The following is a 22,200-nucleotide window of genomic DNA, read 5'->3' on the forward strand; positions in this document are numbered from 1 at the left end:
TGCAGGTTTTCGACAGCCGTTCTGTTCCATCCGCAACGCAGGGTGAAAATGGAATTCAGTTTTTCATAAATTGGAAGAATGTTTAGTGTTCATGGCGGATCAGGCCGAACGCTTTCGAGCATTCCATCACAACGACTGGAACGAAGATCAGACCGATACCGATCAGATACAGTTCGCCCGTCAGATAAATCGTACTGAATGCGCTCATGACACCTGGAACAAAGAGAACCAGCGCCATCATGACAAGGGAGAACAGAGCCGCGTAGTTCAGATGCTTATTGGAGAACACGCCGATTTTGAACAGAGACTGCTCGGAACGCATGTTATACGCCTGAACGGTCTGCGAGCAGGCAAGAACCATGAACGCGAGCGTACGGCCGGCGTTTTCCACATGCATCGTATTTTCACCGATGTAAAACGCGATAATCGCGAGGGCGCCAAACATCAGACCCTGAAGGATGATCCGCAGACCGAAGCCGCGGGCGAAGATGCCTTCATTGCGCGGTTTTGGTTTTGCCAGCATAACCGAATCGGGGACAGCTTCCATGCCCAGCGCAATGGCGGGCAGAGAGTCGGTGACCATATTGATCCACAGCAGCTGCATCGAAAGGAAAATGCTCTGTTTTGAAATCAGCATGACCAGGAATACGCAGATGACTTCGCCGATGTTCGTGCCAAGCAGATAGCCGACGACGTTCTTGATGTTGTTGTAAATGCCGCGGCCTTCCTTGACCGCTGCGAGAATCGTCGCAAAGTTGTCGTCGGTCAGCGTCATGTCCGCTGCACCTTTGGCAACATCGGTACCGGTAATGCCCATCGCTACGCCGATATCGGCGGATTTCAGAGCCGGCGCGTCGTTGACGCCGTCGCCGGTCATGGCAACGACTTTACCCTGACGCTGCCAGCTCTTTACGATACGAATCTTGTTTTCAGGCGATACGCGCGCATAAACCGCGATGTCGTTGACGTTCTGGTCGAGTTCACGATCGCTCATGGCGTCGATCTGACGGCCGGTAACGGCTTTTTCACCCGGCTCAAGAATGCCGAGTTCCCTGGCAATCGCACTGGCGGTAACTACGTGGTCGCCGGTAATCATAACGGTACGGATGCCGGCTTTCCTGGCTTCCGCAACCGCATCCCTGGCTTCCGGTCTTGCCGGGTCAATCATGCCGACCATGCCCAGGAACGTCAGATCCTTCTCAATGTTTTCTGCGGAAAGATCGGAAGGCAGTTCATCGAATTCACGCTTGGCAATCGCAATGACACGCAGCGCGTTTTCCGACATTTTCTGGTTGATCTCTCTGGCTTTTTCCTTGTCGCCATGCGTGATCTTATCGAGCATTTCGTCAACCGCACCTTTAGTGATGGCAACGTATTTTCCATCCATCTTGTTGATGGACGTCATCATCTTTCGATCCGAGTCAAACGGAAGTTCCACAACACGCGGATATTCCTTGTTCAGATCTTCCTGTTTCATGCCGTTTTCGTCAGCGGCCATGACAATGGACGTTTCCGTCGGATCGCCGATCTGAATGGCTTTGCCGTTTTCCCAGCTGATTGTACCGTCGGAATCGAGCGTGCCGTATTTAAGCAGTTCACGAAGACCTTTGGAACTGTCGCTGGTCACTTTTTCCACGACGTTCGAACCGTCGACATAGCCTTCAACGACCGTCATGCGGTTCTGAGTCAGCGTACCGGTTTTATCGGAACAGATGACCGAAGTCGAGCCGAGGGTTTCGACCGCCGGCAGCTTGCGGATAATGGCGTTCTTCTTGACCATGCGCTGAACGCCAATGGAAAGAACAATGGTAACGATGGCGGGCAGACCTTCTGGAATAGCCGATACCGCCAGCGATACGGACGTCATGAACAGTTCCAGAGGCGGCTGACCGTCCATGAGGCCCACAACGAAGATAATCGCGCAGCAGACGATCGCCAGAATGCCGAGATACTTGCCCAGGGTGTTGAGCTTTTTCTGCAGCGGCGTCATCGTCTCGTTTTCATTATCGAGCAGGTTGGCAATGCGGCCCATTTCGGTATCCATACCGGTCGCGGTAACGAGCGCCGTGCCGGTACCGTAGGAAATCGAACAGCCGGAATACACCATCGTCTTTCGATCGCCCAGCGGAGCGCCTTCCTCGATGATCGCATCCGCTTCCTTCGTGGATGGAACACTCTCGCCGGTCAAGGCGGACTCTTCGGATTTTAATGCCGAAGACGTAATCAGACGCGCATCCGCCGGCACGTAATCGCCAGCTTCCAGACGAATCAGATCGCCGGGAACGAGTTCACTCGATTCCACGAGTGTTTCCTTGCCGTCACGGATGACTTTCGCCTGCGGGGCAGACATTTTACGCAGCGCATCCAGCGCTTTCTGCGCCTTGTCTTCCTGCATGACACCCATGATCGCGTTCACGACGACAATCAGAAGAATCAGAAACGGTTCAAACAGACCTTTGATTCCTTCATGATTCAGAAGCGATACGCTCAGCGAAATAACAGCAGCCGCAACAAGGATCAGGATCATCGGATCCTTGAACTGATCCATGAAGCGGGCGAACATGGTTTTCTGCTTTTTCTCGAAGCTTGTTGGGCCCGTATTTGGCAAGCCGGGCCTTGACTTCTTCACTGCTCAGACCATTCTGGATACTCGTCTTGAGTTCCTTTTCGGTCTGTGCAGGAGACTGATCATAAAATTTCATAAAGTCTCCTTCTGTCTTTAGACAAATCGAGTATAACAAGAGCATTTTTTGAAAACGCCCGCAGTGCCTGAGGCATTGTAAGCGTCAAATAAAAGACGGGTATTTTCTCGACCGCCTCCTTGGGATAATTCCTTTATTCAAGGAGGCTTTTTCATGGAATCAATCATCCCTGCAATCGATCTCGGTATCGATTTCTCCAAAGTTAAAAACATCTATCTGGCTCAGATGCCTGCTGACCTTCGCAAAGGAATTGACGGTTACGTCTCCCTGGTTCAAGGACCTCTCGCTCTGGATCCGCTGGATGGATCCCTCTTTCTCTTCGTTAATCGACAGAAGAACAAGATCAAAGGTATCCTTCGTGACGGAAATGGATTCTGGCTTGTTTATAAGCGACTCTCCAGATCTTCCCTTCAGTGGCCTGTCAGCCCTGACCAGTCCGACTTCATGCGAATTGACTGTTCGCAGCTGGCTTCTCTGCTTTCCGGTCTGTCGATTGTTCCCCAGCCGGCATTTCTGCCACGAACTTATAAGTATGTTTAAACCAATTTAAAAGGATGATTTTCTTGAAGGAATATCAAGATAAATCATCTAATTTACTTTATCTATCGCTCTAAATATGTTAAAATTAATACATGGATGTGCCGAACCCTTACCAGACAATCCGCAACGAGCTCCTCGAAGATCTTCATCATCAGATCAGCACCATGACGGAAGAAGAGAAAGACAAATTTATTGAGGATATGTACCTGGATCTCTATTTCGCTAAAGAAATCAATAAAGCCGTGAAAAGCGGCCGCTTTGGTCCTTCTACGGAAAAGATGGTTCCCTTGAAACTGGATTACTCTGAAAACGAGGACGGCGGCCCAGATATCAATATTCTGAATAAACAGCTGGCTCAGCTTGATCTGAAAGCCGATGTTTGTTTTAACCGGGCTACGAAATATCAGGAAGAGGGAGACCGCTATCGTAAAGAAGCTGAAGATTTAAAGCTCAGTTCTGTTGAAGGAAGCAAGAAAAACCTTCCACCAAGTGCAGAAAGCAGGAAGCGGTCAAAGAAACCACTACCTTCAGTGTAGAAGGGAAAAGCGCATTTGCCCAGTTTGCGGCTGTGAGATGAAAACTGTTGGAATGAAACGTCACTATAGGATTCATCGGATTCCCGCTCGCTATAGGCTGGAAGAAGTGCTGCGTGAGACAGTCGCGTGCCCAAACAAGTGTACGGATGAAAACGGGAAAGCCATCATCCGCACCGCCGAACCTGACGAGCCTGCACTGATCGACAAGAGTGTCGCAACTTCCTCTATGGTCGCGGGAATTGCCTACGATAAGTTCGTAATGGGAACCCCGGCCTATCGTCAGGAAAAGCACCTGAGTCTCACGGGACTGCCGATCAGCCGTCAGACCATGGGCAACATCCTGGAAAAAACTTACGATCTTTATCTGAAGCCCCTCGTAAAACAAATGATTGAGGATCTCCCAAACTGTAACGTCGTCCATATGGATGAGACGGTTTTAAAGTGCACGGAGGTTAAAGATCGAAAACAGTCTTCTATGGTTGTCGCCGTCAGCGGAATCTATGAAGAGAACCAGATGGCTGTCTATAAGTTTTTCCCTTACAAGAAACAGGAGTTCGTAATCGCCCTCCTTGGCGGTTCTTTTCGTCATGCCCTTATGACAGACGGGCTTTATGCATATGCCAGCTACTATGTCCCCTGCAGAAAGCTCAACTGTATGGCCCATGCGAGAAGAAAGATCTTCGAAGCCATCAAAGTCCGGTCAGACTTCGCGCAGTATCAGGCAGACGTCCTGAAGTGGGAAAAGACCACACTGGAGAACGACGAAGAGGCCGCAGAAGCGGCAGCCCAGCTGGACGAAACAGAGAGACCCGAACCAAGTCCGGGTCTCCAGATTCTGCTCACAGCCCTGTCTCTGTTCGGGAAGCTCTACCACATCGAATCCCACGTTGCTTCTTACTCGCACGAGGCGAGAACCGAAGTTCGGCAGGAACTTTCAAAGCCCTGCTTTGAAAGACTCACAAGAGTCATGATGGAGATTCAGAGTGGATTCGAGGAAAGAAGCACCGCCTACAGAGCAGCCAAGTACTTCATGGATCGAGCGAACTCGTTGGGAAGGTACCTGGAAGACGGTGATTATCCGATCGACAATAATGTGGCAGAAAGAGCCGTAAAGCCATTCGTGATCAATCGCAAAAACTTCCAGACTACGAAGAGTATCAAAGGTGCGGAAGTCGTCGCAGCGTTTATGACTTTGTTTCGATCGGCTGAAATGAACGACTTAAATCCAGAGCGCTACATGGAGTACGTTCTGGATGAACTCAAATGGTTCAAAGACGATGAAATCGCGGTAGATGTATTGAAGTCACTTCTGCCGTATTCAAAGGATTTACCTGAATATCTTCGAATTGGATACCGTGGACCGGATCCGAAGTATGAAGAAAACGATGAAGAATAAAAAATACGCCAAGCGGGATCTCGAAAGGGATCCCGTTTAGCGTATCTAATATTCAGTCTCGCGTATACCCGTCGATTGTTTGACACTTACGAGGCATTTGGGCAGCCAAAAACATGTGCCCAGTATAAAAGGCCTGACTGTTCGAAAACAGCCAGGCCTTTCTTGTTTTGTTTTATTTTCGGAATTCTTCATACAAATCTGATGATTTCATGGAGAATTCAAGACAACACGATACAGACTGCCTTACTTGGAGCCCTTAATATCGAGATGATCAATGGCATCCGCAAAGCTTTCCGGGTCGTTGAGGATGGAATAGTTTTCCGGGATTGGAAGATCTTCCGCTACAGGTTCTGGCAGAGCGGCATCCTTAGTTTCCGCAGTGCCCATCGCCGATTTGGCGAAGCTGTCGAACTGGCTGTCGGTCGTCTTCTTAACCTGACGTTCGAGACGGCGCTTGCGCAGTTTTTCCGCCATGGCACGGACTTCACGGTTCTGCGGACGGTCGCCGGTGCAGCCGGTTCCGGCAGGAATCAGCTTACCGATGATGACGTTTTCCTTCAGGCCGACGAGGTGATCGACTTTACCCTTGATGGTGGCATCGGTCAGTACTTTAGTCGTTTCCTGGAAGGAAGCCGCAGACAGGAAGGAGTCGGTTTCTACCGAAGCCTTCGAAATACCGAGCAGAACCGGCTTGAATTCGGCTGGGATCTTGTTCTGGTGCAGGTAGTCGCGATTGATGCGGGTGATGTTGTTCAGAGAGAGCTGAACACCGGTATTCAGATCGGTGTCGCCCGGATTGACAACGATAACTTTACGCATCATCTGGCGAATCATGACTTCCAGATGCTTGTCGGCAATTTCGATACCCTGCGACTGGTAAACCTTCTTAACCTCTTTCAGGATGTAGTTCTGAACTTCGGTTACGCCGGCAACCGCAAGCAGTTCCTTCGGGTCAAGCGGACCTTCGGTCAGAGGCTGACCGGCCACGATTTTCTGGCCGACCGCAACCCATGGACGAAGAGTCTGGTTTGCGTTGATCTTATGGGATACTTCTTCTTTTTCGGACTTGATGATAACTTCCTGACGCAGCGAGTTTTCTATACGTTTGATGGAAGTGATTTCACCGGTCACTTTGGCAATTACGGCAACGCCTTTCGGGTGACGCGCTTCGAACAGCTCTTCTACACGCGGAAGACCCTGGGTGATATCGCCGCCGTCACCGCCGGCAACACCGCCGGTATGGAACGTACGCATGGTCAGCTGGGTACCTGGTTCACCGATGGACTGCGCAGCCATGGTTCCTACGGCTTCGCCGACTTCAACGTCTTTACCGGTTGCCATATTCTTGCCGTAGCACTTGCGGCAGATGCCGTTTGTGGTCTTGCAGGAGAACGGCGAACGGATGGTTACTTCCTTAACGCCGGCATCGACGATCTTCTGCGCGAGATCTTCGGTTATGTACGTATCGGCTGGAACGATGACTTCGCCCGTTTCCGGGTTCAGAACATCCTGCTGGCTGTAACGGCCAACCAGACGATCGTACAGGGATTCGATAACCGTGTTGTTCTTGCGGTCGATCAGTTCGCTGACTTTGAAGCCGCGGTCGGTTCCGCAGTCGTCTTCCTTAATGATGACATCCTGCGCAACGTCAACCAGACGACGGGTCAGGTAACCCGATTCAGCTGTCTTCAGCGCGGTATCGGTCAGACCTTTACGTACGCCGTGGGTGGAAATGAAGAACTCGGATACGTTCAGACCTTCACGGAAGCAGGAATAAATAGGTACCTCGATGATGGATGGAACGTATTCGCCGGCTCTGGATTTGCCTTTCGCCGGGCGGGCCATCAGACCGCGCATGCCGGCGAGCTGGGTAAAGTTCGAAGTATTACCACGGGCACCGGAAGTCGCCATCATGTTGATTGGGTTTTTACGCGGCAGGTTGCTCATCAGCTCGTCTACGATATCGTTCTTGACGTTATCCCAGAGCTTGTTGAGGTGACGCTCCCATTCCTGCATGGTGAGCAGACCTTTCTGCTGGTAGTGCTTGAGTTCGTCGGCTTTTTCACGGCCTTCATCGACGTGCTGTTCCTTGTTCGGAGCAACTTCGATGTCGGACAGCGCAACCGTAATGCCGGCAACGGTGGAGTATTTGAATCCGAGAGACTTGATCTGGTCAAGAATATCGGCAACATCATCCACTTTGTAGCGCTTGAAGACTTCGGCGATGACTTTTCCGAGGTCTTTTTCTTAACGGCTTCCGCAAGCGGGAGTTCACGGATGAATTCCTTCACGTCTTCACCCGGTTTGATGAAGTAGCGTTCCGGAGTCGCCTGGAAGTTTTCGGCGGAAACTTCGTTCAGGAACGGGAAGTCTTCCGGGAACATGCCGTTGAAGATGATTTTTCCGACGGTTGTCGCCAGATAGTCATTGGCGTGTTCGGGAGCGAACGAAGTTTTGTTCAGGCCGGATACAGGCACAGCGATACGGGAGTGCAGGTGAACCTGGCCGGTCTTGTAGGCGAGCATGACTTCGTCCACATCGGCGTAAACGGTACCTTCTGCATTCGCATAGCGGTCCCAGGCTTCGGCTTCTTTTTCGATGCCGGCTGCACGGTAGCGGTCGGCTTCTTCATGAAGTTCTTCGCTGGTTTCTTCCATCGTCAGATAGAAGTTGCCCATGACCATGTCCTGGCCAGGCGTAACGATAGGCTTGCCGTCTTTTGGACCCAGAATGTTATGGCTGCCAAGCATCATAACGAGGGCTTCGGCACGTGCTTCTTCACTCAGCGGTACGTGAATCGCCATCTGGTCGCCGTCAAAGTCGGCGTTGAACGCAGTACATACCAGCGGGTGCAGACGCATGGCGCGTCCTTCAACCAGTTTTGGAAGGAAGGCCTGGATACCCAGACGGTGCAGCGTAGGCGCACGGTTGAGCAGTACAGGATAGCCTTCGATAACTTTTTCAACGATCGGCCAGATTCTTTCGTCACGGGCTTCGATCAGTTTTTCAGCCTGTTTCGGGTTGTTGATGCCAGGGATGGCGCCGGAAGCGGTGATTTCGTTAATAACGAACGGCTTGAACAGGTTGATCGCCATTTCACGCGGAATACCGCACTGGTACATTTTCAGGTCCGGTCCTACCGCGATTACGGAACGTCCGGAGAAGTCTACACGCTTGCCGAGCAGGTTCTGACGGAAACGTCCCTGTTTACCTTTCAGGGAGTGAGACAGCGATTTCAGCGCACGGTTGCCGGCACCGGTGATCGCCTTGGAACGGCGTCCGTTATCGATCAGAGCATCGACAGCTTCCTGCAGCATACGCTTTTCGTTCTGCACGATGATGTTCGGCGTACCGAGATCGAGCAGACGTTTCAGACGGTTGTTACGGGTGATGACGCGGCGGTACAGGTCATTCAGGTCACTGGTCGCGAAGCGGCCGCCGTCCAGCTGCAGCATAGGACGCAGATCAGGCGGAATAACCGGGATGTTCTGAAGAATCATCCATTCCGGCTTGTTGTTGGAATGACGGAACGCGTTGATGGTATCCAGGCGCTTGATCAGTTTCTTGCGCTTTTCACTGCCGTCGGCCGCATCTTCGAGCTGCGAAGTCACTTTCGTGTACTCAGCTTCGAGATCGACATTCTGCAGCAGTTCCAGAACGGCTTCCGCACCGGTCTTGGCCTTGAATCCGCCAGGTCCGTACTGTGCGAGCTTTTCACGGTATTCCTTTTCAGCGAGAACCTGCTTGTAGGACAGGTCGCTGTCCATTGGATCGGTAACGATATAGCTGACGAAGTATACAACTTCTTCAAGCTGCTTCGGTGTCAGATCCAGAAGCAGGGCCATGCGGGAAGGAATTCCGCGCAGATACCAGATGTGTGCGACCGGAGCGGCCAGATGAATGTGGCCCATCCTCTCGCGGCGGACTTTGGACTGCGTGATTTCAACGCCGCAGCGTTCGCAGACCATTCCGTTGTAGTGACGGACTTTTTATATTTGCCGCAGAAGCATTCGTAGTCCTTGGTCGGGCCGAAAATGCGTTCGCAGAACAGGCCGTCACGTTCTGCTTTCTGCGAGCGGTAGTTGATCGTTTCAGGTTTGGTTACTTCACCGTGGGACCATTTTTCAATGGTTTCCGGAGAAGCAAGCTGTACCTGAATCGAGGAAAAATTGTTTACTGACATTCGAGAAGTTCGCCCTCCAGTTCTTTGGTTTCATCTTCCTCCTGGTCGAGCTCGCTCTGGACATCTTCTGTATCGTCGCCTGCGTAGGTCGTGCCTTCGAGCGCTTGGGCTACAGCATTCGGATCGAGATCGTTTTCAAGAGGGGAATCGCTGACTTCTGCATCGGCTTTGCCGTCATCGACAATTTCAGCATCCTGAATGATGTCGATTTTTGCATTGTCATCTTCCACGTATTTCTGACCAGGTTTCGCGCTCGAAGCGTTCAGAGAAACTTCGTTGCCGTCGTCATCGAACAGTTTGACGTCGATGGCAAGACCCTGAAGTTCGTTGATCAGTACGCGGAAGGATTCCGGAACGCCAGGTTCCGGGATATCCTGGCCCTTGGTGATGGCTTCGTACGTCTGGATACGGCCGGTGATGTCGTCGGATTTGATGGTCAGGATTTCCTGCAGCGTATGGCTGGCGCCATAAGCTTCAAGAGCCCATACCTCCATCTCACCGAAACGCTGGCCGCCGTTCTGTGCTTTACCGCCAAGAGGCTGCTGGGTGATGGTGGAATACGGACCGGTGGCACGGGCATGCAGCTTGTCGTCAACCATGTGGGCAAGCTTGATCATGTACATGACGCCGACCGAGATACGTTCATCAAAGGGAGACCCGTCTGACCGTCGTACAGAACCTGTTTTCCATCGAAAGTCATCTGGGCTTCTTTCATGACATCCGCCAGATCTTCGTTGGAAAGACCGTCAAATACGGACGTCGCAAATTTCTGGTTCAGTTTCTTGGCGGCATAGCCGAGGTGAATCTCAAGAATCTGACCGATGTTCATACGGGAAGGTACGCCGAACGGGTTCAGGATGATGTCGATTGGACGGCCGTCCTGCATGAACGGCATGTCTTCGATCGGCAGGATCTTGGAAATAACACCCTTGTTACCGTGACGGCCGGACATTTTGTCGCCTTCGGAAATCTTACGTTTCTGAGCAATGTAGACCTTGACGCGCTTGATAACTCCAGGCGGCAGATCCACGCCTTCTTCTCCTCGTTTGAACACCTTGGTGGAATGCACGATGCCGGCACCGCCGTGCGGTACTTTCAGGGAGTTGTCGCGCACTTCGCGGGACTTCTCGCCGAAGATCGCCAGGAGCAGCTTTTCTTCCGGAGAAGATTCAGACTGGCCTTTCGGGGTTACCTTTCCGACAAGGATATCGTTTTCGTGCACTTCGCTGCCGACCATGATGACGCCGTTTTCGTCCAGCTTCTTAATGGCGGCTTCGGATACGCTTGGAATGTCGCGGGTGATTTCTTCCGGTCCAAGCTTGGTTTCGCGGCAGTCGATATCGTATTCCTCAAGATGGATGGACGTGTAGACATCGTCGCTGACCATTCTCTCGGACATGATGATGGCATCCTCATAGTTGTAGCCGTACCAGGTCATGTACGCGATCGTTACGTTCTGACCCAGAGCCAGCTCGCCGTTTTCCATGGACGGTCCATCGGCAAGGATGTCGCCTTTTTCGACTTCTTCACCGACTTTGACAATCGGTTTCTGGTTAATGCAGGTCGATGCGTTGGAACGGCTGAACTTGCGCAGGTGATACGTATGTTCCACGCCGTTTGCATCGGTGTTTACGATTCGCAGGGAGTCGACATACGTAATTACGCCGTCTTCCTTGGCGATGATGCCGACGCCGGAGTCTTTGGCAATCTTGTATTCGATACCGGTTCCGACGTACGGGGAATGCGGAGAAAGCAGAGGTACGGCCTGACGCTGCATGTTCGCACCCATCAGGGCTCGGGATGCGTCATCGTTTTCGAGGAACGGTACGCAGGCGGTCGCTACCGAAACGATCTGTTTTGGGGATACGTCGGCGAGTTCGACATCGGCGCGGTCGGCGATAATCGTTTCGCCGCCTTTACGGGCTACGACACGGTCGTGAATCAGACGGCCGTCGCGCACTTCGTTCGCCTGAGCGATAACGTAATCCGCTTCTTCATCCGCGGACAGATAACGCGCTTCTTCCGAAACGGTTCCATCCTTGTTTACAACACGGTACGGAGTCTGAATGAAGCCGTACTCGTTGATTTTTGCATAGGTAGTGAGGTTGGAAATCAGACCGATGTTCGGACCTTCAGGGGTCTCAATCGGGCAGATTCGGCCATAGTGAGACGAGTGAACGTCTCGAACTTCGAAGCCGGCACGATCACGGGTCAGACCGCCTGGGCCCAGCGCGGAAATACGGCGCTTGTTGGTCAGCTCAGCCAGCGGGTTCTGCTGGTCCATGAACTGCGACAGCTGCGAGGAAGAGAAAAATTCCTTAATGGCAGCGGTCAGCGGGCGGACGTTGGTCAGCTTCTTCGGGGTAATGCTCTTGGCTTCCTGAATCGACATTCTTTCCTTAACCACGCGTTCCATACGGGAAAGACCGATACGGAACTGGTTCTGGATGAGTTCGCCGACGGAACGGATACGACGGTTGCCGAGCATATCGATGTCGTCGGTTTCGCCGATGCCTTCCATAACGCTCAGGTTGTAGTCGAAGAAGGCATAAATATCCGGAATGGTGATCGTGTGAATCTGAGCAAACGGGTCGTTGCCGATAATGTGACGGCGAACGCCGTTCTTGTCTTCAATGTCGAATTCCTGTACGGCGGCACCGATCAGCCAGGCGGTGACGGTTTCGTCGTTCATGCGGGTCTTCAGATCGAAGACGGCGGCATCACTTAAGCGTTCTGGGGTAACGCCGATTTCATAGCGGCCGGCAATGAGGTCGAGATCGGAGTTGACGAGATCCTGACCTTTTGCGTTGGTCAGACGGCCGAGAGTGTACAGACGCTGACCGTAGTTGAGAACCGGATCAAAGTTTTCTTCACTCAGGATAACGGGTCTGGCGATCAGACCGGCGTAAATCCTGACGTCCTTGCCGTGCTCAACGATTTTAGCGACATCTTCTTCAGAAAGAACCTGTCCGCGTTCGAACAGCTCTTCGTCGATGGTGATGTCTTCGGCCAGGACACGGCCGATGAGACCGGTCCGGTAGCTGGCCGGAATGGTCACGATGTCCGCTTCAAGGAATTCCGGCTTGAAGGGGAACGGGTTCATGTAGGTACCCTTGGCGAGTTCTTCACGCAGACGGTTGCGGATATCGCGGGTCACATGGGTGCCTTTGGGGTAAACGACGTCTCCGTTAACATCCAGGATGTCCTGGGCGAGGGTGTTGTTCATCGTACGGGAGACGGCGGAAAGTTTCTTGCCGAGTTTGTAGCGTCCGGCTTTGGTCAGATCGTAGCGGCGCGGATCGAACAGCTTGTTCTGCATCAGCGTGATGGATCCGTCCAGAGTCGGGATTTCGTCGGAGCGCTGGTTGCCGTAGAAGGAAAGCAGCGCTTCTTCAGTGGTCATGACTTTGTCAGCCAGGAGGGTGTTTTCGATTTCTTCCGACTTGCCGAAGAAACCGTTGAACAGCATCAGATACTGATCCATGTATTCGCGATGGGTTTCATCCTGAATCGGATCCTTAGCCTGCTTGTCGATCGCCTTCATGAAGGTATCGAGTGCAGTCGTATCCTGGGTGTCGTCTCCTTTTTCCAGGGAGAAGGACATGCCCAGTGCTTTAAAGAAGATGGTAGACAGCATTTTGCGGCTGCTGTCGATCGATGTCATAATGGCTCGTCCGTTGGTGTTCTTCTTCTGCTCCGTCATGAACTCGAGCCAGGTTCCCCGGCTCGGGATGAGTTCACTGGCGTAGTTCTGTTTTCCAGTTTTGCTGTCAAAGCTTTCGGAAAAATAGGCGCCTGGAGAACGAACGATCTGGCTGACGATGACACGCTCCGCTCCATTGATAATGAAGGTACCGGTTTCAGTCATCATCGGGAAATCGCCAAGGAAGACTTTTTCCTGCTTGGTGATGACTTCTCCGTTCTCATTGACAATTTCAAGTTCCATGTCAACATCTAAGCGTGAAGCGTAGTTGCACTCACGCTCCATGGCTTTCTGCGCGGAACATTTTGGAGGTTCGAAGTGGAAGCCTTTGTATTTAAGTTTGATATTTCTGCCGTGGTTCTCGATCGGGAAGATTTCTTCGAATACTTCCTGGATTCCGTATTTTTGAACCATTCAAACGAGTTGGTCTGAATTTCTACGAGGTTTGGAAGTTCGAGCTTGCCGGATACTTTGGAATAGTCCCGACGGAATGCTTTTTTCCTTCCGGAACGATTTGGTATGGTTTATTGCTGTCCATGCGCACGATCCTTTCTTCTGAATTTCAAAAACAGTCAAAAACCCTCGGTTTATTGACTATTTAGCAATTTACTATAATATTATTAGCTTGCCAGCCTATCAATCGATTGTTCTTTTTATTCTGAAAATTCTTGCATTCTGGCAGTTTTAATGCTAATACCAGTCGAAACCCCTCCTTTTTTGAGCGCACGCGCCCCTTAGCGGCCCCTGAAATCGTCCGCTTTTCTTACTTTTTCGTATTTTCGCACTGTTGCGAATCTGTACTTCCCTTTATTCTGAAGGTCCATACCCGAAAAATCGAACAGAGCGCCCGCAAAACGCCCGACTTTTCCAAAGGATCTGCCAATCCTGAACACTTAAGACGCAGACAGTCCAGGAGCGATTTCCAAGCGAAATCGCTCCTGGACTGTTTTTCTTTGCGTAAATTTCATTGTGCGAAAAATCTGTACTTTTCCGCTCCGTTTTTCTAAGCCGTCCTTACAGCCAGAAAGAAACCATTTTTCCGTTCTGGCCCGTACTCATTCCAGCGAGGTCTGGGTCAGCAGGCGCAGGCGCCTTGGCCTCTGTTTTCGTGCAAGCGCCGGACTCGGTTCGAAATCCGGATCTTTCGGTTTTCGCCGGGGCTCCGGTTTTGGACGCAGCCTTTTTCGGGGCTGGACGGTTCGCGCTGAAAGCCCTGGTTTTTCGCGCGTGAGGACTGTGTGCGAATGCGGCGGGTCAGCTTGATCGTGCCTTCCCACATCTGCGGGATGAGCAGCAGAAGCAGCGGAATGAGTTCAAGACGCCCGGCCAGCATCGCAAAGCTCAGGACATACTTGGAAAAATCCGAGAACGCGCCAAAATTGCCCATCGGACCGACTTCGCCTAGACCCGGACCGATATTGTTGAGCGTAGCGGCTACCGCGGTGAAACTGGTCACGAGATCCTTGCCGTCGAGCGTTACAAGAACGAGGCACACGACAAACGTCACCAGATAAATGGCGATGAACACGTTGATGGAACGAACCGTTTCGTGCGGGATCGGCTTGCCATCCATTTTGACCTTGCGCACCAGGCCGGGATGCAGAAGCATCTGCAGTTCCTTTTAATGCCCTTGAACATGACGTTAATGCGGGAGACCTTAATGCCGCCGCCCGTCGATCCGGCGCAGGCGCCGATGAACATGATCAGAACGACGAGCGTTTTCGCAAACGAGGTCCACTGGTTGAAATCGACCGTGGCGTAGCCGGTCGTCGTAATGATCGACGAGACGGTAAAGAAGACGTGATGGAACGCTTCAAACAGATTTGGGAACATCCACCATACCGATGTCACGATGAGCAGCACGACCGCGAGGATGATCGCCAGATACGTCAGAACTTCTTCCATGGAAACGGCCGCTTTGAATTTTTCCGGACAATCAGGAAATAAAAGCTGAAGTTGATGCCAAACAGAACCATGAACACCGCGATAATTCCCTGCTGGAGCATCGTATAGTCCGCAAATCCGCTGCTGCGCACACTGAAGCCGCCCGTTCCGGCCGTTCCCATCGTCAGGGTGATCGAATCGAACAGCGGCATGCCCGCAAGCAGAAGCAAAACGATCTGTACGATCGTCATCGTCAGATAAATGGTGTACAGATACTTGGCTGTCTGCCGGACTTTCGGCACCAGCTTGGACACCGAGGGACCCGGCGATTCGGCAACCATCAGGTTCATGAACGTGCTGCTCGTCGAAGGCAGAATGGCCAGCACAAAGACGAGAACGCCCATGCCGCCGATCCAGTGCGTAAACGAACGCCAGAAGCGGCTGCCGCAGGACATCGCGTCGATATCGCTTAAAATGCTCGATCCCGTGGTGGTAAACCCGGAGACCGTTTCAAAAAACGCGTCCGCAAACCGGGGAATCTCGCCCGAGATCATGAAGGGCAGACAGCCCAGAACGGAAATCACGACCCAGGAAAGGGCGGTTGCCGCCATGGCTTCCTTCGGCCGTATGCGCATGTGTTCCGGCTTTTTAAGCGTCAGGAAAAAGCCGACCGTCAGACACAGCAGGGCGCACAGAAAGAAAATGAGCGCGATGGAATATTCGCTGTAGCACAGGGCGCAGACCATGGGCAGAAGCATGAAGCCCGCTTCAAACTTGCACACCTGTCCAAGTACGTAGGCAATGACAAACAGGTTCATAGGATTCTCTTCTTCCCTTCCAGAATGTCGTCCACATCCGTAAAGCCTTTACGGTTGGTAATGACCACGACCAGGTCGCCGGGCAAAATGACATCGTTTCCGCGCGGCAGAATGAGCATGCCCTTTCGCTCAATAAGCGCGATCAGCACCCCGCTTTTGAGCGCCAGACGCATCAGGGGCACGCCGATGACTTTCGATCCTTCCCGGATCTGGAATTCCAGCGCTTCCGCCTGATCGCTGGCCAGACGGTGCACCGTCCGGATATTGGAGCCCATGGAATTGGCCAGCGCACGCACGTGGCGAATGATGTATTCCGCGCTGAGCGTCTTCGGGTTGATGACCGTATCCAGTTCAAAGTCTTCAAACAGTTCATCCATATCAATATGGGTGACTTTCGTTACGGTTTTCAGATCCGCCTTGCGCTGGGCGAACAGGCTGAGAAAGACGTTCTGCTCATCCACGCCGGTCATGGCGATAAAGGCGTCCATTTCCTCCAGACCTTCTTCGAGCAGCACGTTCTGGCTCGAGGCGTCCGCGTGAATGACGACCGTATCCGGATACAGAACGGTCATGCGCTCGCAGGCGTCGAGATCCTTATCGATAATTGTCGTTTCAATGCCCGCACGTTCGAGCAGCTCGATCAGATAGTGAGACAGCTTGCCGGCACCGACCGCCATCACATGACGGATGCCGCCGACCGGAAGACCGGCGCTTGAAAAGAACTTGACGGACTGCGCGCGGGCACCGGCTATATACAGAAGATCGCGCGCGTGCAAAACAAAGTCGCCGTCCGGAATGTACGTTTCCTTGCCGCGCTGGCAGATGCAGACGAGCACTTCGGCGTGAATGTGGGAATGAATTTCCTTAACGCGCAAGCCGTCCAGACAGGATCCCGGCTGAATGCGCAGTTTCAGAATTTCGCCATGACCGCTCGTAAAGTCATCGACATTCATCGCGCCGGGAAGCGAGAGAACGCGTTCGATTTCCTTGGCGGCCAGCAGTTCCGGGTTGATGATCATTTCCAGGCCCAGCGCTTCCTTGAGATAGTCCATGGACGAGCTGTATTCCGGATTGCGAACGCGGGCAATCGTTTTGGAACAGCCGGCCCGTTTGGCGAGCAGACAGGAAAGAAGATTGACTTCATCCTGCGTCGTCACCGCGATAAACAGATCCGCGTCGGCCACATCGAGTTCCGCCAGCGTATCCGGATCCGCGGCGTTTCCGCTGAATCCCATGATGTCGAATTTGGACGTCGCCTTGCGCACCTGCTCCGGCTTTGTATCCACAACTGTCAGGTCATGCCCTTCCGCCGAAAGTTCGCCAGTCAGGCACATTCCGACTTTTCCAAGACCTGCAATGATGATCTGCATAACAAGCTCCTTTACTTCGCCGTGCCTTCCTGCACTCAGGACGGTTTATTTCGCGATACAGATTTTGAAAGCATCCTCTTTCGCGGGCTTTCTTTGGAAATTCTTTGGTTTCCATTTCGTCGTTTTTAATCTCAGTCACGCATCCTCTATCTGGACGCGTCGAATTCCTTAAATTTATAAAGCATCCATTCCAGAGCAACCGGATCGATTTCTTCTTCCTTCTCCATGGACATGACCATGAAAATGAATTTCTGGTAGGTCGGATCTTTCTGCATGCGCAGCAGATCGATCGTGGAAAGCCGCTCTTTGAGCTCGCCGTACTTTCGCATGTAATCCGCTTCCGCTAACATTTCCTTTTTCAGGGCAGCCAGCGTCCAGTACAGATTGTTTTCGGTCGCTGTCGCACATTCAAACGGACCGATCTGCGCCTGATTCAGCTTGTCGTACAAAGTAAACACGGCATCGTGATCGAAACCGTCCAGATACAGAATCGTCAGCGCGTCCGAAGCAGCTTCGTCTGTGCTGGAATCGGCATGCGTGTCACTTGGCGCATCGACGCTGGTACAGGGGACGCCTCGGCCGCCTGCAGCAGATCGCGCATCGTCTTTTCGTCGGATCCGTCCGGGATCCAGGAATACGAATGGTTTCCCAGAGCTTTGAGCAGAGCCTTCTGCTGCTTTTCATTCATCGTGCTGGCGCGTTCAATCAGGATCATAGAGGTTCCTCCCTGTTTCTATAGATGCCCTTTTCTGTTTTTTCTTTTTCGACGGTTTAGCCGTCCGCATGGGCTGACGATTTATAGAGTACCTGCATAGATAGGATTTATAAACCGTGGCGGATCGATCGTCATTCAATCTGTATGGTTTGCTTTCAGACTATTGTATCGAAAACCGCAAAGCACTTTCGTCTCTGGCTTCGACAGATCCGTGAATCTGCCTGTATTTTTTCGAATTTCTGAATATTCTGTTGTTGCGCCGGTTCCCTTTTCTGAAAACAATCCGGAAAAGACGAAAACCGGACAGTATATCCTTGATTTCTTATTTCTATTTTTATTTCTATTTCTTATTGCTATTTCTTATTGCTGCTTTTCTGCATTTTGTCAGGCGGACATTCTTTGCCGCCTGTTTCCCGCTTAATAACCCTGCCGCTCTGCTCTTCCTTCTGATTTGAGTCGATGCAGACCGGTCCAATTTCTTTTGAAAGGAGAACGCATGCTCTCAAAACACGCATTTCGCACTACAGCGCTCTGTACGCTGTTCGCCTTTTCTTCTCTGGCTGCCGGCTGTTCCAACAGCAATGCTGACCAGAAAAAGGAGGCTGTAAACCTGTTTTTCGAATCCTGGAACCGCCTTTGTGAAGCCGATTCGCTCAAAGCCCACGGGGATATGAATCTTCTGGGCGTCGATCTGGATTTCAACGCTGCGTATCAAAGCCAGCCGGCTGAACTGGCTTTTCTCGGAAAAGGCAGCGTGGCCGGACAGAGCGTGGACGCCGATTTTTATATTCGTGACGGTCACACGTATCTTAATTATGCCGGAACCAAATCGTCTTCTCTCGCCGCAAATCTCGGTATTAACGAAGAAGACGGTTTCCATATGCCCAACCCGTTTCTGGAACTTTCCCGCAGCGAGCGGGAAAACCTCTTCGAATCCGTAAAAGTGGAGGGCAATGAATACACCTTTGTGCTCAAACCTTCGGAAGTCGCCAAATTTCTGGATTCCTATGGCGCGGTCGACGTAGACAAAACCGTCCTTGAAGTCGAGATCGAAAACAAGACGATCAGGGAACTGTCGATCGACCTCAAGGGAACGTATGACATCGACGTGGCCAGCACGCCGCTTACCTTCCAGGCCGATATCGAAATCGATCAGGTCGGCGGAACCGTTCAAATCGACTTCCCTTCGGATCTCGCTTCCTGGCCCGTCCAGTAAAACCAGGACTCAGTTTTTCTATTTGCAGGCGGATGCTTTCGCCTGCTTTTTCTTTGGTCTGCCGTCGCGATCCGCTCTGACCGTTTGCGCGCGGTTTTGAGCTGGAAATGTAAATTGTTACATTCTATTCATTTTCTCCATAATGGTTTTGGATCTTTAGGCGGCCTTTGTTTATATTCTTTTTTCCCATTAAGGTTTGATAATTTCGCTCCGGCGACGAAATGAGAGGTCCCTATGGCGCCTATACTTGAGAAAAGGAGGTGTATACCTCATGTATTCATTCCTCACCCCGGCCAGGACCCTTTACCTTTCTCGGAAGAAATGCTCCTGGAATTTGAAGACCGCTATAATCTGTGTCTTCCCGGCGCCCTCAAGGACTTCTACCGCACGTGCAACGGTATGAGTATGTTCCATACCCCTCTGGAGGTAGACGGCCATACGTATGTCGTCGATCATTTCATTCCTTTATTTACCGGAAATATGTCAGCCGATCATATTCTCGACTTGTACTCGATGGGCAATCTCATTCCCGATACGTATTTTCCGCTCGCTTTAAGCGATACGGACGATGACTTTTCCTCGACACCAGTACGGGATCGATCGTTCTGCTGCCGCTGGAGAGGCCGTCCAAGAAGAAGGAAATCGCCAGCGATATCGAGTCCTTCTTTAAGATGCTTGAACAGGCGCAGTGCGCCGGCTCCAGCAGTGCGGATCAGGATCTCTCCAGACGCATCCGCAAAAAGCGGCGCAGATCGTAACCTTTTTCTGCGATCGAATGCATAACACACAAAGCCATAAGAAAACCGCCCGTCGGCGCAGCTGTCTGTATTTTCATACAGTCCCCTGCGGCCGACGAGCGTTTTTTGTTTCTTAACGTTTTATTCGGATGCGTATACGGATTGTGTGCAAAAGCGGGATTGCAGGACTTGTTTTCAGTGCGTTTCCCGTTTTCACGCTCTGCGATTTGCTTCTGCTTTTCCTCAGGTCAGTCTTTGACTTCGTCTTCCATCTGTACGAGAACCGGGAAATCCGCGGCTTTCATATGGTGATCGGCCACTTCAAAGTCGGTTCCGGTAAAGAGGTTGTACCATACGCCGTCTTTCAGGTTCGTCGAAATCAGAGCATCCGGCTCGGTTTTTGCGAGCAGGAAGGCACCCGCATAACCGTCCCGGCTGATGCGCAGAACAGGATGTGTTTCATCGATTTCATAGTCGATGACCGGCTGCGCCGAGAACAGCGTTTTGTGCAGATGCGCCAGCGTTCGAATCCAGTCTGCTGCCGCATCGTCTTCTTTCCATGCGATCGGATCGGCAGTAAAAATGTCCGGACGATGACTTGTTCGAATTTCCTGACCATGGTAAACGAGCGGCATGCCTTTGAGCGTAAACTGCAGCGCCGTCCAGTTTTTCCAGAGCGGCCAGTCCTTTACGTACTGACTGATCCGGTCGGTATCGTGGTTTTCCAGATAGCGCAGCTTGATGGCGTTTTGTGGAAGCTCGGCATCCTGACGGATCAGCGCGTCGACCCATTCTTCCATCGGCTTGCCGTCTTCAAAAATTTTCTCGCAGTACGGGAAGGCGTCGTAGTCATAGAGCACATCGAACGCTTCATACAGCGCCGAATCGCTTTCGCCGACGCGGCCATTGTCACGGCAGAACTTAATAAAGGGAAGATGACAGCTTTCCGCCAGCCAGAACAAATCCGGCTTTACTGTGTCGCAGGCCGCTCTGGCTTTTTCCAGAAACTGGCCGGTACGCGGCTGGCGACATCGCAGCGAAAGCCGTCCACGATCGAAGCGTAATGCTTCAGAATTCGAATGAGTTCCTCCTGAAGCGCTTTGCTCGAAAAGTCGAGATCGACGATATCGCTCCATTCCCGGAACATCGGATACGGCTTGCCGTCTTCATCGCGGTAAAACCATTCGGGATATTCCTGGACCATTTTCGAATCGGGCGAAGTGTGGTTGAAGACAATATCGAGAATGACTTTCATGCCTTTTTCATGCGCGCTCTGCACCAGATGTTTCAGATCCTCTTCCGTTCCCATTTTCGGATCGATTTTCCAGTAGTCGGCAATCGCGTAGGGACTTCCGTCCTCGCCTTTGCGCTCGACTTTACCCGTCGGGTGAATCGGCATGAGCCAGAGAATATCGGTTCCCAGATCGCGGATGCGGTCGAGATCTTCTTCGACTTTCGCAAAGGTTCCTTCTCTGGAATGGTTGCGTACGAATACGGAATAAATCATCTGCTTACTGAGATTTGGATTGGTGGATTCAGCCATAGTTTTCCTTCTTTCTTTGCGGTATTTTTCGGTTTCAGTATAGCGGCCGTATGCAGGGTTTGCCTTGCCTGCGCCTCATACCCGGCCGTCCTTTCAGGTCCCCAGAAGCGCATGCGTGAAAAAGGACCGGATTTCTCCGGTCCCAGACTGCATAAATCGTATCGCTTCAATCGTATAAGGAAGAACTTCTGAATTACGCTTCGACTTCTTCGATGTCGAGTACGGTAAAGCCTTCCTTGGAAAACTGCTCAGTCATTCGTTTCTGATCGAACGGGCCCGTTGTCTTAACGAGCACTTCCGCGTTTTCCTGGCCGTGTTCGTACACGCTGATGGATGTTACCGAAATGTTGTTCTGCGCAAAAATGCGGCTGACTTTTTCGAGAACGCCTACGCCTTCGGGCAAGGACAGAATGATGCGGGTGCCTTTCTGTCCCCAGGAAAGCATGTCGAGGAACGCCTTGAAAATGTCGTTCTGGGTCAGAATGCCCGTCACCTGATCCTTGTCGTTCACGACCGGCAGGCAGCCGATGTCGTTTTTGAGCAGCTTTTCGGCCGCTTCTTCGAGCAGCGCGTTTTCGCCGATGGAAATCGGGTGCTTGATCATGACGGTGCGAACATCGGTTTTGGACAGCAGATAGTTGAGTTCGTAAATACTGAGGCTGGTCGCCTTGTTATTGGCGGCGATCATGCCTTCGGTAATCAGACCGATCAGATGATCGTTTTCATCGGTGACCGGAATGCGGTGAATCTTGTTGTAGCGCATCAGGTCGAGCGCGGCGGAAATCTTTCGTCGCTGCCGACCGTGATGGGATTTTTCGTCATAAAGTTGTATACGCGAAACATAGTGGTCTCCTTTG

Annotated in this window: 15 protein-coding genes and 3 pseudogenes; 5 read left to right on the plus strand and 13 right to left on the minus strand. The window is 51.9% G+C overall.

Annotation, left to right across the window (positions count from 1 at the left end):
- Positions 1–82: 82 nt before the first annotated feature.
- Entirely contained in the window at positions 83–2,563 is a 2,481-nt protein-coding gene (locus KWG61_RS15095; protein WP_242744524.1) for a cation-translocating P-type ATPase, read from the minus strand.
- Positions 2,552–2,747, minus strand: a pseudogene (locus KWG61_RS17875) (cation-transporting P-type ATPase); the annotation flags it as partial. The pseudogene KWG61_RS17875 and the gene KWG61_RS15095, both read right to left, overlap by 12 nt.
- A 108-nt stretch (positions 2,748–2,855) precedes the next feature.
- Between KWG61_RS17875 and tnpB the strand changes: the two are divergent.
- The 3 genes from tnpB to KWG61_RS15110 all read left to right on the plus strand — a co-directional run bounded on the left by tnpB (position 2,856) and on the right by KWG61_RS15110 (position 5,174).
- Positions 2,856–3,242: an IS66 family insertion sequence element accessory protein TnpB gene (gene tnpB / locus KWG61_RS15100; protein WP_242744259.1), complete on the plus strand. Its 387-nt coding sequence runs from the start codon at positions 2,856–2,858 to the stop codon at positions 3,240–3,242.
- Between the two features lie 92 nt (positions 3,243–3,334).
- Positions 3,335–3,778 carry a hypothetical protein gene (locus tag KWG61_RS15105; RefSeq protein ID WP_242744358.1) on the plus strand — a complete coding sequence of 148 codons (444 nt, stop codon included), beginning with the start codon at positions 3,335–3,337 and terminating at the stop codon, positions 3,776–3,778.
- A 37-nt stretch (positions 3,779–3,815) separates the two neighbouring features.
- A complete protein-coding gene (locus tag KWG61_RS15110) occupies positions 3,816–5,174 on the plus strand; it encodes a transposase (RefSeq protein ID WP_242744360.1) in 1,359 nt (452 codons plus the stop codon).
- Positions 5,175–5,417: 243 nt separating this feature from the next.
- On the opposite strand, the pseudogene rpoC reads toward KWG61_RS15110, so the two are convergent.
- The 8 genes and pseudogenes from rpoC to KWG61_RS15145 all read right to left on the minus strand — a co-directional run bounded on the left by rpoC (position 5,418) and on the right by KWG61_RS15145 (position 17,847).
- A pseudogene (gene rpoC, locus KWG61_RS15115) lies at positions 5,418–9,357 on the minus strand (DNA-directed RNA polymerase subunit beta').
- Positions 9,348–13,598: pseudogene (locus KWG61_RS15120) on the minus strand (DNA-directed RNA polymerase subunit beta). The pseudogenes rpoC and KWG61_RS15120 overlap by 10 nt, the downstream one beginning before the upstream one ends.
- Positions 13,599–14,135: 537 nt before the next feature.
- A complete protein-coding gene (locus tag KWG61_RS16605) occupies positions 14,136–14,669 on the minus strand; it encodes a potassium transporter TrkG (protein WP_256460716.1) in 534 nt (177 codons plus the stop codon).
- Entirely contained in the window at positions 14,564–14,965 is a 402-nt protein-coding gene (locus tag KWG61_RS16610) for a potassium transporter TrkG (RefSeq protein WP_256460717.1), read from the minus strand. The genes KWG61_RS16605 and KWG61_RS16610 overlap by 106 nt, the downstream gene beginning before the upstream one ends.
- Positions 14,950–15,762: a TrkH family potassium uptake protein gene (locus KWG61_RS15130; protein ID WP_242744525.1), complete on the minus strand. Its 813-nt coding sequence runs from the start codon at positions 15,760–15,762 to the stop codon at positions 14,950–14,952. The genes KWG61_RS16610 and KWG61_RS15130 overlap by 16 nt, the downstream gene beginning before the upstream one ends.
- A complete protein-coding gene (trkA, locus tag KWG61_RS15135) occupies positions 15,759–17,132 on the minus strand; it encodes a Trk system potassium transporter TrkA (protein WP_230267828.1) in 1,374 nt (457 codons plus the stop codon). The genes KWG61_RS15130 and trkA overlap by 4 nt, the downstream gene beginning before the upstream one ends.
- Positions 17,133–17,278: 146 nt before the next feature.
- On the minus strand, positions 17,279–17,581 hold the full coding sequence (locus KWG61_RS15140) for a hypothetical protein (RefSeq protein WP_242744526.1): 303 nt from the start codon (positions 17,579–17,581) through the stop codon (positions 17,279–17,281).
- A 44-nt stretch (positions 17,582–17,625) separates the two neighbouring features.
- The gene (locus tag KWG61_RS15145; protein WP_242744527.1) at positions 17,626–17,847 is read right to left on the minus strand and encodes a hypothetical protein; all 222 of its coding nucleotides are present in this window, start codon (positions 17,845–17,847) and stop codon (positions 17,626–17,628) included.
- Positions 17,848–18,343: 496 nt separating this feature from the next.
- On the opposite strand from KWG61_RS15145, the gene KWG61_RS15150 reads away from it, so the two are divergent.
- Together KWG61_RS15150 and KWG61_RS15155 are read left to right on the plus strand one after the other, a co-directional pair.
- Complete coding sequence (locus KWG61_RS15150; protein WP_230267826.1) at positions 18,344–19,063, plus strand: hypothetical protein; 720 nt, start codon at positions 18,344–18,346, stop codon at positions 19,061–19,063.
- Between the two features lie 234 nt (positions 19,064–19,297).
- Complete coding sequence (locus KWG61_RS15155; protein WP_367614226.1) at positions 19,298–19,846, plus strand: SMI1/KNR4 family protein; 549 nt, start codon at positions 19,298–19,300, stop codon at positions 19,844–19,846.
- Between the two features lie 202 nt (positions 19,847–20,048).
- Here KWG61_RS15155 and KWG61_RS15160 read toward each other — a convergent pair whose 3' ends face one another.
- The 3 genes from KWG61_RS15160 to KWG61_RS15170 form a co-directional block, all read right to left on the minus strand.
- Positions 20,049–20,762: an alpha-amylase family glycosyl hydrolase gene (locus KWG61_RS15160; RefSeq protein WP_242744529.1), complete on the minus strand. Its 714-nt coding sequence runs from the start codon at positions 20,760–20,762 to the stop codon at positions 20,049–20,051.
- An 8-nt stretch (positions 20,763–20,770) separates the two neighbouring features.
- Positions 20,771–21,343 carry an alpha-amylase family glycosyl hydrolase gene (locus KWG61_RS15165; RefSeq protein ID WP_242744530.1) on the minus strand — a complete coding sequence of 191 codons (573 nt, stop codon included), beginning with the start codon at positions 21,341–21,343 and terminating at the stop codon, positions 20,771–20,773.
- A gap of 193 nt (positions 21,344–21,536) precedes the next feature.
- Positions 21,537–22,106, minus strand: coding sequence for a CBS and ACT domain-containing protein (locus tag KWG61_RS15170; protein WP_242744531.1), 570 nt, complete (start codon positions 22,104–22,106; stop codon positions 21,537–21,539).
- Positions 22,107–22,200: the final 94 nt, after the last annotated feature.

It is taken from the genome of Allobaculum sp. Allo2, assembly GCF_022701175.1.
Classification (GTDB): Bacteria; Bacillota_I; Bacilli_A; order Erysipelotrichales; family Erysipelotrichaceae; genus Allobaculum; species Allobaculum fili.